Genomic DNA, 12820 nt, shown 5'->3' on the forward strand with positions numbered 1-12820 from the left:
AATTAAACTTCAGAAAAGATACAAATTTGTGTTTTAGCCAATAAAGATGTGGCTGTATTTTGTTTAATGTCAAAAAAATACAAATCAAGGCAAAATAGTTGCATAAAAAAGTTCAATATTTATATAAAATGACATCAAGGCAGGTGTTGATAGAAGATGTATGACCTCGATAATGATCCAATTTGTGATCTGAACCTTGAAAAGATTTTTGCAGCATCAGATAACTACAGCAAAGCCTGTGGTGTTGTATGTCGCGTAATCAATGCAATGGGTGAAACAATACATCTCTCTCTGGTTGGTGACCAGGCAAATATTTGTGAACTTGCTTCCAATGTATTGCCAGGTGCCAGAAAACATGGTCAGACGGATGAAAAATCAAATGTTTGTTCCAATTCACACTTGTATGGTTGTTATCAGTCAGAACGTTTTGGCGGACAATATGTTTATTTCTGTCCACTTGGTTTGACACATTGGGCATCCCCGCTGATTTGTAATGATACTGTGGTTGGCGCTCTTCTAGGCGGACCGGTACATATGGTTGACCCTGATGAATTTATGGTTGACGAATATGTTGGCAAGCATGGTATTCCTGATTATCTGGCAGCAAAATTAAAAAGCAAAATGGACAGTGTGCCAGTCATTTCTCCTGACAAAGTAAACAGTATGAGTGAAATTCTGTTTATGACTGCAAACTCTTTATCTGACAGAAGCTTCGATACACTTGAACAGAAAAAAGAATCAGGAGATTTACAGGCTGAGCTTTGGGATCAGATCAGTTTTTTGAAATCTTATGCATATGCTGAAGATGAAAAACTTTCTTACCCTATTGATAAGGAAGCAAAATTGCTTGAATTGATTGAAACCGGTGACAAGGCTGGTTCTCAAGAAGTCCTCAATGAAATTTTGGGACATATTTTTTTCTCCAGCAGTGGCAGCATAGAGGTAATGAAAGCAAGAGTTATTGAGCTTGTAGTATTATTATCTCGTGCATCAATAAGAGGTGGAGCTGATATACAACAGATTTTTGGCTTGAATTATACGTATTTGAATAAAATAAACACTTTCAGAAATATAGATGAAATTGCTTATTGGTTATCGGGAATTATGGCTAGGTTTACAGATCAAGTCTTTAATTTGACCAATGTAAAACATGCTGATGTTATATATAGAGCTGTAGATTATGTAAAAAAGAACTATATGCGAAAGGTAACTCTGGAAGAAACAGCAGCTCATGTTTTTCTTAGCACAGCTTATTTCAGTAGGGTTTTCAAGGAGGAAATGGGGGAGAATTTTAATGCTTATGTCAATCTGGTAAGGATTGAAGCTGCTAAAAAATTGCTTCTAAATGAACAAGTGCCCCTGGTAGATATCTCATCCCTTGTTGGTTTTGAGGGTCAGAGTTATTTCTCAAAAGTATTTAAGAAAATGACGGGATTGACTCCAGGAAAATTTAGAGAATCCCGAGGGCGTAAAAAAAATACCGGCAGTATAAGATAAAATTTTAATTTTTGAAAAACTTGCCTTGAAAAAGATTTTTGTTAAGCAAAAATAAAATTATTTTGAAATTTAAGAGGAGGAAAACATGGAAATTCTGGAAAAAATCTCTGAATCACTACAAAGAGGAAAGGCAAAAGATGTAAAAGTCATGGTGCAGGAAGCTGTTGATGCTGGCATCTCTGCTGAAAGTATTCTTAACGAAGGTCTTTTATCAGGCATGAATGTTATCGGTGTTAAATTCAAAAATAATGAGGTTTATGTACCTGATGTTCTTATTGCCGCCAGAGCAATGAAAGCAGGAACACAAATACTTAAGCCTTTATTGGCATCAGATGGTGTTGAGGCCAGCGGTAGAGTAGTTATTGGTACTGTTAAAGGTGATCTTCATGATATTGGCAAAAACCTTGTAACTATGATGTTGGAAGGAAAAGGTTTTGATGTTACCGATATAGGTACAGATGTACCTGCTGAGAAATTTATTGAAGTTGCTGTAGAAAAAGATGCTCAAATTATTTGCTGCTCAGCCTTGCTTACAACTACAATGGGAGAGATGAAAAATGTTGTTGAAGCTGCTGAAAAAGCAGGAGTAAGAGATCGTTTCACAATTATGGTAGGCGGTGCTCCTGTTAATGAAGCCTTTGCCAAAAGCGTTGGTGCCGATATTTACACTCCTGATGCAGCATCGGCTGCTGAAGCTGCTTTGGCAGCAATTGGCTGATACTGTAATTCTTCACTATAGTTAGGTAAATATAATTAATCCCCTTGCAGTAACCTTCAAAGTTATTTCAAGGGGATTTTAATTTAAGTTTTTGTAAATTCTTATTTCACTAATAAGGATCGATCGGTATTTAGGTATCAGATTTCAATTACAGAAACAAGTATCATAGGGCGGCGCCTTGTTCTTTCAAAAAGAAGATCTCGCAACTGGTCGCGCAGAGCTCCGCTTTGTATCATCGCTGCCAGTGGTTTATTAGTCTGATTTGCTCTGTTAGCAAATTGATTTATTTTTTTTCGGCATTCATTAAGGATTTTTTCTTTTTCACTTTCATAGATAAACCCTTTAGCCTGAAGATCCGGCTGACCGACAATATCACCTGTTTTCTGGTTAACTGCAATGAAAACCGATACAATACCATCATCTGCAAGCAGAAGCCTGTCTCTTAACACAAGACTATCAACATCACCCATACCGGAACCATCAATCAGGATACCTGCTGCAGTTGTAAATCCACCTATTCTGGCTTTGCCCTGTTTGTATTCAAAAATATCACCATTATTAAGCAAAAAGATATTTTCCCAGGCTGAGCCCATTGAATTAGCCAATTCAGCATGCTGATAAAGATGACGATATTCCCCGTGTCCAGGAACAAAATATTTTGGCTTAACCAATTGGTGCAAAAGCTTTAATTCTTCTTTGTAGGCATGACCAGAAACATGTATTTCGCTTAATGACTCGTATATAACATGAGCCCCCCGCTTAAACAATTCATTGATTACACGATAAATTGGTTTCTCGTTTCCTGGAATAGCACTTGAAGACAAGATAACTGTATCTCCCGGAATTATCTCTATACGTCTGTGCTCAGAAAATGCCATTCTTGTAAGTGCAGACATAGGTTCTCCCTGACTGCCTGTAGTGATGAAAAGTAATTGATCGGCATCATATCTGTCTATATGATTTACGTCAATTAAAGTGTCAGGATCCATCTGAATATAGCCCAAAGAATTAGCTGCATTGAAAACATTCAACATGCTTCTTCCCAATAACGCTACTTTTCGCCCATACATTTCCGCCGCTGTCAAAATTTGCTGCAAACGAAAAACATTGGAAGAGAATGTTGCAACAAATATTCTTCCTTCTGCTTTGGCAAAAAGATCGGCAAAGCTTTCACCTACTTTGCGCTCTGACGTAGTAAATCCATTTCTTTCAACATTGGTACTATCGGCAATCATCAGAAGAACTCCTTCTGAACCGATCTGAGCAATCCGAGCCAAATCCATGGGGCCACCGTGGATGGGAGTATAATCAATTTTGAAATCCCCGGAATGAAAAATTATGCCGGCAGGAGTACGTATAGACAGTGCATTAGCATCAGCTATACTGTGATTTGTGTGAATGAACTCAACATTAAAAACTCCTGCGTCAACACGATCTCCATCGCTGATCGCATTTAATTTAACGTTTTTTGCGCCTGATCCTCTATCTTCAAGCTTCAAACGTACAAGCTCAATTGTAAGCTTATTACCGAAAATAGGCACGTTTATTTCTTTGCACAGCCAAGGAAGAGCACCTATATGATCTTCATGACCATGTGTCAAAAAAATGCCACGTAATTTGTCCTTGTTTTTTATAACATACGAAAAATCAGGAATTACAATGTCAATTCCCGGCATATCTTCTTCAGGAAAACCTATTCCACAATCGACTATTATCATGTCGTTATCATATTCAATAACTGTCATGTTCTTGCCGATTTCACGCATTCCTCCCAGAGGAACAACCTTTAGTAAACCGCCGGAAGCAGGTCTTCTAGCTTGCCTGTTGCGAGGTGCTCTAGCTGAAGCCGTTTTTTGATTGTTGCCTGCTTTTTTTGGGGATTTGACAACCAAAGAGCCATCCTTTCTATTTCCACCTGCGGTTTTGCCTGTGGATTTGGACGCTCCACCTAAAGCAGACGATTTACTCTTCTCTGGAGTTTCTCGTCCACCGACTTTATTCTTTTGTAAGGGCATTTAGTAATTACCTCCGATTTTCTTTTAAATTTAATTCTGTGTCTATAATAGCATGATTATTGAAGTATATAAACAAAAATAATATCATTAAGACCTTGCGTAGCATGTGTTTCCATGATAGAATACATCAGTGCAAAAATTAAGACGTGATTTGTCTGTGCAGGAGGTGAAAACAATGCCGAATATCAAATCTGCCATGAAGCGCGTGAGAGTTTCTCAGCGTAAAACTGCTGTAAATAAAATGTACAAGAGTAATCTGCGTACTACCATCAAGAAAACTTATGCCGCTATCGATGCATCAGCTGACAATGCTTCTGCTTTGGTGCGTGAAACTCAGGTGAAACTTGACAAAGCTGCCGGCAAGGGCTATCTGCACAAGAATGCCGTTGCACGTCAGAAGTCACGTTTAGCTAAAGCCTTTAATAATGCAGGCAAAGCCTGATAAGTTTTTTTGTTTTTATATCAGATATTAAAAAACTGTCTCATCTTGCAAATTAGCAGAAGAGACAGTTTTGTTTTTTATGTTTGCTTTTGATTTATTAAATATAATTATGACAGCTTAAGCTTATGATGTACTTTTTTACCTTTTCTGATTATTGCCTCAGCGTTTATGAAATCTTCACTTTTCAAAGTAAAACCAAAATCAGATATAACCTTATCATTGAGATAAATGCCACCTTGCTTAATTAGTCTTCTGCCTTCCCCTTTTGATGGGATTAATCCGGCATTTAGCAAAACATCAAGCAATGACAGCCCTTTCCCCAATTCTTCAATACTGATCTCGGTACAAGGCATATTTTCTGATTTGCCGCTATTCTCAAAAATATCCTGGGCTTGTTTTTGCACTTTTTCAGCAATTTCATTACCGTGTACTATTTTAGTTACTTCAAAGGCAAGAACCTTTTTGGCTTCATTTATTTCTGCATCTTTGAGCAAAGCATATTTTTCTATTTCCGGCATTGGAATGAAGGTTAGAAGTTTCATACAGTTGATAACATCTGCATCATCTATATTTCGCCAGTATTGATAAAAATCAAAAGGCGATGTTTTTTCAGCATCCAGCCAAATAGCCCCTGATGCAGTTTTGCCCATTTTAGCACCTGCACTGGTTGCTAAAAGTTTAAAAGTCATTCCGAATGAACTTCCCTGATCTTTACGCCTGACCAGGTCGACCCCTGCAAGTATATTTGACCACTGATCGTCACCGCCCAGCTGAAGCTGACAGTTATGCTTACGGTAGAGCATGAGGAAATCATATGCTTGTAAAAGCATATAGTTAAACTCCAAAAATGTAAGACCTTTTTCCAGTCTTTGCTTATAGCATTCTGCCGTAAGCATTCTGTTTACCGAAAACTGTGAACCTATTTCTCTTATGAATTCAATATAATTCAATCCTAAAAGCCAGTCGGCGTTGTCGACCATAATAGCAGCATCTTCTTCGAAATCTATAAGTATTTGCATTTGTTCCTTAAATCTATTTACATTATGCCTTATAGTTTCTACAGTCAAAACCTGACGAAGGTCGCTGCGTCCTGAAGGATCTCCTATCATTCCTGTTCCGCCACCAAATAAAGCTATAGGTTTATGCCCTGCTTTCTGCATATGTGCCATAACCATCATTTGGACAAAATGACCCACGTGCAGACTATCTGCTGTTGGATCAAAACCAATATAGAAAGTAGCACCTGGTTTCCCAAGTAATTCACGTACTTCTTCTTCATGCGTAACCTGAGCTAGATATCCGCGCTCTTTTAATGTATCAAATACATTCTGTTCCATTTGCATACAGCTTCCTTTCTCTGATTAATCTGTGCTATTTTAGCCCATTATAACCTCGGTGTCAAAATCAACTCCACAACGCTGGTTTGCGGCCAATGCCCATAAATCACTTGCCTGCAAATCTTTGGCTGCTTGTTGATAAATTTTGCTTTCTTTTCCAAATTCAATAAAATCTGAAGCTCTGGTTATTATAGGCAAATCGGCATATTTTCGCATTAGTTTAAGCAGGTGGCGTCCTTTCTTGTCGAATGCCAAAATTCTCAAATATTGTGGCTCTGAATCTGTAAAGATTGAATCATCTTGATAAGTCTGCATCAGTACAGCAAGCAAAGCTCTTTGTATCCTTGTTCGTGGGAATCTTTTTGTATCTGCTTGTTTCAGAAGATTGGATAATCTTCCTTGATCTAAAGACATATCTTTGTTTTGAATTTCCGAGAGTAGGTTTAAGTCAGATCTTCCTCCATATTTATAGTTAGGTCGTTTAGCTGCTTCTGCTAAACGCCTGTCAAGTCCTTCTTGCATAAAAGCAATTGCAGATAGATGGTTTTCAGGCATAGTTCTAAGCATTGTGATTATTTGAGGAGCTAAATCATCCAGCATCAAAGGGGCTCGTCCGGCTGAAAATGAATCCATCATAACAGCTAGCGATTCTGCTGGCATATGCAGACTTAGTTTTTCAATCAGATCAGCAAAATCAGGTTGTTTTCTTTGAGGACTGCTACACGTAAAGCCCAAAGTTTCACCAATTGTTTTTCGAATTGAGCTTGCACTGGCTAAAATACCTTCCTTTGGCAATAGTGTGTCTTTATAATCCTGCCCATGCCTTACAATTGTAAAGGCTTTAGGTTTTCGCTGATTTTTTAAGCTATTTAAAACTCGCAGGTATTCTATAGCCAGAATATTATTTGATTGATTGAGAGTTTCAGCTTTTTGGGCTCCCACAAGACTGCTCACAGCCGCTTGGCGAGCCGCAGGCCAGGAATAACCCTTATCAAGAGCTTTTTTTATTTCAATTTGATATTCCGAAGTTTCATTGCCGATTATATCGGCAATTTGATTAAGTAAATCAATATCACCGCATTCACTACCAAAAACTATATTCTGAACAATACCTGTCGATACAAGCGTTTTTATGCTTCCATCAGCAAACCTTCCAGCACTGTTGGCGGCAAAAACAAAAGGAAGTTCTATAATCAGATTAACACCGCAAGCTAAAGCTGCTTTTGCCCGATCCCATTTGTCCATTATCCCAGGCTCTCCTCTTTGAGTAAAAGAGCCGCTCATTACAACAATTACAGCGCAATCTTCGCCCAGTTTTTTTCTTGCTTCCTTTATCTGCCAAAGATGTCCCGAGTGGAAAGGGTTATATTCAGCTACAATACCAATTGTTTTCATTTAATATCCTCTTTTGTTTTCTTTTATTCAATGATTAACATATTCAGGATTTTGTTTGTCTTTCTGTTTTGCGTTAAAATACATTTATTAAAGTATAATACAATAGTTATGATAATAACAAAGTAAACTAAACAAGTATGCATAACTTGTGCGTAAGAATGGAAAGTAGATATTATGGCAAAAAAGAAACAGAAAATAAAAATTCTGCTCCTGTCTGGTCTGGCTCTTATTATAATCGTAATTGCTGCGATACTTATCCTCAGGCGTTTCGATTTTTTTGAAAAAACAGATTTGCCGGAAATAGAAATCAGTATTCCAGGTTCGGTAGAATTCCTTGAAACTTCATTTGCCGGAGATGTTGAGCAAATGTTGCTTGAAGGTGATACGGCTGCAAAACTGGAGCAAAGACTTTTAAATCTAAATAATACTGACTATGGTATTAGTGAGTGGTATCAGCTTCCGATCAGAAGTGAATCCGAACCAGCCAAATCATCAGAAATATTACTTGCTTCTGACCAGATTTTGTATGCCAAGTATCTTGTTGAGCAAAATAGATTAAAAGACATAGTTACCTGGCTTGATAATTTTGAGAAAAAATTTGTAGATTCCGGTAAAGTTGTTAAATATATACAGGTAAATGATGCAAAGGAAATAACAAAATCAGAAATATCCTGGGAAGCAAGTCTGTCTTATGCGGACTTATTACTTTCAATTTATAGCAAGGATCCCCAGACAGAACTCTGGAGTAAGATAATAATAACTTCGGAATATTTGCTTTCTGTATTTGACAATAAAAGCGGCCCATCGGCAAATCTTAAAGTTGCCATTCCTACAGCCGCTCCTGCCCCTGATCCTGCTGCAACACCGACCCCAAGACCTGTTGTATCACCGGTTCCTGAGAAAACAGCAGAATATGATCTTATAATGCTTGCAAGTGTAGATATTGCTGCAATTAGAAATCTGATACAGATTGATGATTCATGGCAAAGTGTTTATGATTATTGGCTGGAGATTATAAAAGGATCCCTAATAAGTGAGGAGATGCCTTTGTATGCACTTGCCGTTTGGCCTGACCATCAAACTTATCTAAATTATGCTGGCGATCAACCTGAAGTTAATGTGGAAGCAAGTCTGCAGATTTTATTGAATCTATGCAGAGTAGGGGAGCAGGATCCAAGAACTTTGCGTTGGATAACTGACAAAATGCTAAATGGTTTTGCTGTTTATGAAAGCTACAATGTTATACAAGGCCATGCCGGATCTACGGAAGAAGTTATCAGGGGATATGCCATGATAGCCAGAATAGCCAGAATAACTGAAGATACAACTTTGTATAACCGTGCAATTAATCGTCTCAGCTGGCATATTGCGACAAATCAGAGATCAGATGCACTTAATGCTGTTTTCCGTCAGGATGATCAGGGAATAATCAGAGTTTGGTCATCAGATAATATCTGGAGTTTACTGGCTTTTAGATGATTAAATTTTCTAACAGTGATAAAATATAATGGTGTGGAGCATTATATATATGTTATTATCTCAGCGGCGTCATTATAAGAGGATATGTTTTGATAAAACATGTGAAAACAGTTGAATATCCTGATAATATTGTATATACTAATGGGCGTTGAAAATGAACCTGGTTTCCCGCGAGTCAACAGACAGCGGGAAATTTGCGTTCATAAATGATTACATTTAAAGATTTAATGAAGAGAGGTTTTGTACAATGGGATTCATTGATTCAATCATCGAAAAAGCCCGCAATGACAAAAAAACTATTGTCCTTCCCGAGAGTTATGATCCGAGGACGGTTGAGGCCTGTGCCAAAATTATTGACAGAGGCATTGCTAATGTGGTTCTGATTGGTGATAGGGAGAAAATTCAGGCAGTTGCTCCACAATGGGATGTTTCAGGTGCTACTGTTGTAGACCCTGCTTCCAGCGAATATTATGAGATATTTTCTGAGGCTTTTTATGAAATGAGAAAAGCAAAGGGTATGACTATCGAGAAAGCTAAACAAACGATGCTTGATCCTTTGTTTTTTGGTGTAATGATGGTAAAACAAAATAAGGCAGACGGTATGGTTGCCGGTGCTGTGAACAGCACTTCAAATACTTTACGCCCTGCTTTGCAGATATTAAAAACCGCTCCCGGTACAAAACTGGTTTCTTCTTTCTTTATAATGGTTGTACCTGATTGTGAATATGGTTCAAACGGAACTTTTCTGTTTTCTGACTGTGGTCTTATGGAAGATCCTGATGCAGCACAATTATCAGAAATAGCTCTTTCATCTGCTAAAAGCTTCAATAATCTGACAGGTCTTGAACCAAATGTTGCTATGCTTTCTTATTCAAGCTATGGCAGTGCAAACAGCCATTTAACAAAAAAAGTCATAGAAGCAACAAAACTGGCAAAAGAAAAGGCTCCTGATCTTAATCTCGACGGTGAGCTCCAGCTTGATGCTGCAATTGTTCCAGAAATAGGTCAGAGCAAGGCTCCTGACAGTGCTGTCGCAGGTAAAGCAAATGTACTTATTTTCCCTGATTTGAATGCTGGCAATATAGGATACAAGTTAGTTCAAAGACTTGCAAAAGCAGAAGCTTATGGCCCGGTTACACAAGGGATTGCACGTCCTGTAAATGATTTATCTCGAGGCTGCAGTGCTGAAGATATAGTTGGTGTTGCTGCAATTACTGCTGTTCAGGCACAGGGGGTATAAGGAATGAATGTATTGGTTATAAATGCCGGTAGTTCTTCTTTGAAATATCAGCTTCTAAAAGTTAGTTCAGGTCAGGTTATTGCTAAAGGCGGTGCTGAACGCATCGGTTTGCAAAATGCATTTATTAAACATATAGGAATAGACAAAGATCCGGTTACCTTAAATGTTGATATGCCCGACCATAAAGTTGCCGTTGAATCTGTTCTGAAAGTTTTGACTTCAGAAGATAATGGAGTTATCTCCAGTATGGATGAAATAGATGCTGTAGGACACCGGGTAGTTCACGGTGGTGAGAATTTTTCTTCTTCCGCACTGATCACTCCTGAAGTTAAAAAAGCTATTAAAGCATGTTATGATCTGGCTCCTTTGCATAATCCGCCTAATATGACAGGTATTGAAGCCTGTGAAGAAGCGATGCCTAGTGTGCCTCAGGTAGCTGTATTTGATACTGCTTTCCATCAGAGCATGCCTGCAAAATCCTATATGTATGCCCTGCCTTATGAAATGTATGAAAAGCATGGTGTTAGAAAATATGGATTCCACGGTACTTCTCATGGTTATGTTGCAAAGCGTGCTGCCGAAATGTTGCAAAAACCAATAGAAAAATTAAAACTTATTACCTGTCATCTGGGCAATGGTTCTTCTATTGCTGCGGTAAAGAATGGTAAATGTGTAGATACTTCTATGGGGCTGACTCCCTTGGCAGGTATATGCATGGGAACAAGATCAGGTGATATTGATCCGGCAATAGTAACTTTCCTGATGAATAAGGAAAATCTTGATGCTAAGGGCATTGATGATTTGATGAATAAAAAATCAGGTGTTATGGGAATTTCAGGTGTAAGCAGTGATTTTAGAGATCTTTATGCAGCCGCTGGTGAAGGCAATAAAAAAGCTTCCCTGGCTCTTGATATGTTCAAATACCAATGCCGTAAATTTATTGGTGCTTACTCAGCTGCTATGGGCGGTGTTGATGCTGTTATCTTTACTGCCGGCATAGGAGAGAATACAACGGATATCAGACTTGGTGCCTGTGAAGGTCTTGATTACATGGGAATTCAAATTGATCCTTATAAAAACTCAGCCGTAAAGGGTCGTGAAGCAGAAATATCTACTGATGAATCACATGTAAAGGTTTTGGTTGTGCCCACTAATGAAGAGTTGGCTATTGCACAGGAAACGGCAAAGGTTGTAGGATTTAAAATCTAATTATCATTTTGAGACAAGCAAGTTAGGAGTTTTATAATATGGCAGGTAAAGAGAAGGTAGTAAAAGCCATTACGGCAATGGATCAGGATTTTACCCAGTGGTATACAGATGTGGTATTAAAAGCAGAATTGATAGATTATTCTGCTGTCAAAGGCTGTATGATTCTGCGACCGTATGGATTTGCTATCTGGGAAAATATTCAAAAAAATCTCGATCAGATGTTTAAGGATACTGATCACGAGAATGTTGCCATGCCTATGTTTATTCCCGAGAGCCTTTTGCAGAAAGAAAAAGATCATGTGGAAGGTTTTGCTCCGGAGGTGGCCTGGGTTACTCATGGCGGAAGTGAAAAATTAGCGGAACGCCTTTGTATCAGACCTACTTCTGAAACATTGTTTTGTGATCATTATGCACAGGTTATTCAATCATGGAGAGATTTGCCGAAGCTTTATAATCAGTGGGTTTCAGTAGTTCGCTGGGAAAAAACAACACGCCCATTTTTAAGATCTACAGAGTTTTACTGGCAGGAAGGACATACTGCTCATGCCACTGCTCAGGAAGCTGTTGAAGAGACAATAAAAATGTTGAATGTATATGCTGATTTTTATCGCGATTATCTGGCTGTTCCTGTCGTAAAAGGACAGAAAACTGATAAAGAGAAATTTGCAGGTGCAGAGGAAACTTATACTGTTGAGGCTATGATGCATGATGGCAAAGCTTTGCAGTCAGCTACGTCTCATTATTTTGGCGATGGTTTTGCTAAAGCCTTTGATATCCAGTACAGTGATAAAAATAATCAGCTGCAATATGTTCATCAGACATCATGGGGGCTTTCAACTCGTTCTATCGGTGCTATTATCATGGTTCATGGTGATGATAGTGGGCTTGTTCTCCCACCTAGAATAGCACCTTTACAGGTTGTAATTGTTCCTATTGCTGCTCATAAACCAGGTGTAAGCGAAAAGGCCTCTGAAATCAAATCATTACTTTCTTCTCAGTTCAGAGTAAAACTTGATGATTCTGATAAAATGCCAGGCTGGAAATTCAGTGAATACGAGATGAAAGGTGTGCCTTTGCGTCTTGAGCTTGGTCCACGTGATCTGGAAAATAATCAATGTGTTGCGGTGCGCCGTGACACAGGTGAAAAAATTGTATTATCACTTGATAATTTATTGGAGAATGTTCAAAATTTGCTTGATGAAGTTCATAATACTTTGTATCAACGTGCTCTTGACAGCATGAACAGCCGCATTTATTCTGCGACGGACTGGCAGACTTTATCTAAGCTGCTTGCTGAAAAACCTGGTTTTGTTCGCTCTATGTGGTGCGGATCACTTGACTGTGAACTCAAAGTCAAGGAAGAACTCGGAGCTACTTCAAGATGTATGCCTCTTGAGCAGACAAAAATATCAGATCAATGTGTTTGTTGCGGCAAAGAAGCCAGCCATGAAATTATTTGGGGCAAGGCATACTGATGTTTGAACTGGC

At 38.5% G+C, this 12820-nt stretch carries 10 protein-coding genes; 7 read left to right on the top strand and 3 right to left on the bottom strand.

Going from position 1 to position 12820, the window contains the following annotated elements; genetic code table 11:
• The first annotated feature begins 156 nt into the window (after nucleotides 1-156).
• On the top strand, nucleotides 157-1497 hold the full coding sequence (locus tag AC0KSB_RS15465; RefSeq protein WP_472310769.1) for a helix-turn-helix domain-containing protein: 1341 nt from the start codon (nucleotides 157-159) through the stop codon (nucleotides 1495-1497).
• An 85-nt stretch (nucleotides 1498-1582) separates the two neighbouring features.
• Nucleotides 1583-2215: a cobalamin B12-binding domain-containing protein gene (locus AC0KSB_RS15470; protein ID WP_472310771.1), complete on the top strand. Its 633-nt coding sequence runs from the start codon at nucleotides 1583-1585 to the stop codon at nucleotides 2213-2215.
• A gap of 137 nt (nucleotides 2216-2352) precedes the next feature.
• On the opposite strand, the gene AC0KSB_RS15475 is transcribed toward AC0KSB_RS15470, so the two are convergent.
• Nucleotides 2353-4230 (bottom strand): ribonuclease J, encoded by a 1878-nt coding sequence (locus AC0KSB_RS15475; RefSeq protein WP_472310773.1) that lies wholly within the window; start codon nucleotides 4228-4230, stop codon nucleotides 2353-2355.
• 175 nt (nucleotides 4231-4405) lie between these two features.
• Here AC0KSB_RS15475 and rpsT point away from each other — a divergent pair, with 175 nt between their 5' ends.
• Nucleotides 4406-4672 (top strand): 30S ribosomal protein S20, encoded by a 267-nt coding sequence (gene rpsT / locus AC0KSB_RS15480; protein ID WP_472310775.1) that lies wholly within the window; start codon nucleotides 4406-4408, stop codon nucleotides 4670-4672.
• A 107-nt stretch (nucleotides 4673-4779) separates the two neighbouring features.
• Here the strand turns inward: rpsT and tyrS are convergent, their stop codons facing one another.
• Nucleotides 4780-6009: a tyrosine--tRNA ligase gene (gene tyrS, locus AC0KSB_RS15485; RefSeq protein WP_472310777.1), complete on the bottom strand. Its 1230-nt coding sequence runs from the start codon at nucleotides 6007-6009 to the stop codon at nucleotides 4780-4782.
• 39 nt (nucleotides 6010-6048) lie between these two features.
• Complete coding sequence (locus tag AC0KSB_RS15490; protein ID WP_472310779.1) at nucleotides 6049-7404, bottom strand: tRNA(Met) cytidine acetate ligase; 1356 nt, start codon at nucleotides 7402-7404, stop codon at nucleotides 6049-6051.
• 174 nt (nucleotides 7405-7578) lie between these two features.
• Here AC0KSB_RS15490 and AC0KSB_RS15495 point away from each other — a divergent pair, with 174 nt between their 5' ends.
• The 4 genes from AC0KSB_RS15495 (at nucleotide 7579) to proS (ending at nucleotide 12807) form a co-directional block, all read left to right on the top strand.
• Nucleotides 7579-8883, top strand: a complete 1305-nt coding sequence (locus AC0KSB_RS15495) for a hypothetical protein (RefSeq protein WP_472310781.1) — start codon at nucleotides 7579-7581, stop codon at nucleotides 8881-8883.
• 247 nt (nucleotides 8884-9130) lie between these two features.
• On the top strand, nucleotides 9131-10123 hold the full coding sequence (pta, locus tag AC0KSB_RS15500; RefSeq protein ID WP_472310783.1) for a phosphate acetyltransferase: 993 nt from the start codon (nucleotides 9131-9133) through the stop codon (nucleotides 10121-10123).
• A 3-nt stretch (nucleotides 10124-10126) separates the two neighbouring features.
• Nucleotides 10127-11332, top strand: a complete 1206-nt coding sequence (locus AC0KSB_RS15505) for an acetate kinase (RefSeq protein WP_472310785.1) — start codon at nucleotides 10127-10129, stop codon at nucleotides 11330-11332.
• Nucleotides 11333-11370: 38 nt separating this feature from the next.
• Nucleotides 11371-12807 carry a proline--tRNA ligase gene (gene proS, locus AC0KSB_RS15510; protein ID WP_472310787.1) on the top strand — a complete coding sequence of 479 codons (1437 nt, stop codon included), beginning with the start codon at nucleotides 11371-11373 and terminating at the stop codon, nucleotides 12805-12807.
• Nucleotides 12808-12820 lie beyond the last annotated feature (13 nt).

The organism is Ercella succinigenes (assembly GCF_900002895.1).

Bases quoted from the DNA above. Each gene is read 5' to 3' on its own strand.
- AC0KSB_RS15470 (WP_472310771.1), top strand. From the start codon at position 1,583: ATGGAAATTCTGGAAAAAATCTCTGAATCACTACAAAGAGGAAAGGCA.
- AC0KSB_RS15490 (WP_472310779.1), bottom strand. From the start codon at position 7,404: ATGAAAACAATTGGTATTGTAGCTGAATATAACCCTTTCCACTCGGGA.
- AC0KSB_RS15475 (WP_472310773.1), bottom strand. From the start codon at position 4,230: ATGCCCTTACAAAAGAATAAAGTCGGTGGACGAGAAACTCCAGAGAAG.
- proS (WP_472310787.1), top strand. From the start codon at position 11,371: ATGGCAGGTAAAGAGAAGGTAGTAAAAGCCATTACGGCAATGGATCAG.
- AC0KSB_RS15465 (WP_472310769.1), top strand. From the start codon at position 157: ATGTATGACCTCGATAATGATCCAATTTGTGATCTGAACCTTGAAAAG.
- pta (WP_472310783.1), top strand. From the start codon at position 9,131: ATGGGATTCATTGATTCAATCATCGAAAAAGCCCGCAATGACAAAAAA.
- tyrS (WP_472310777.1), bottom strand. From the start codon at position 6,009: ATGGAACAGAATGTATTTGATACATTAAAAGAGCGCGGATATCTAGCT.
- AC0KSB_RS15505 (WP_472310785.1), top strand. From the start codon at position 10,127: ATGAATGTATTGGTTATAAATGCCGGTAGTTCTTCTTTGAAATATCAG.
- rpsT (WP_472310775.1), top strand. From the start codon at position 4,406: ATGCCGAATATCAAATCTGCCATGAAGCGCGTGAGAGTTTCTCAGCGT.
- AC0KSB_RS15495 (WP_472310781.1), top strand. From the start codon at position 7,579: ATGGCAAAAAAGAAACAGAAAATAAAAATTCTGCTCCTGTCTGGTCTG.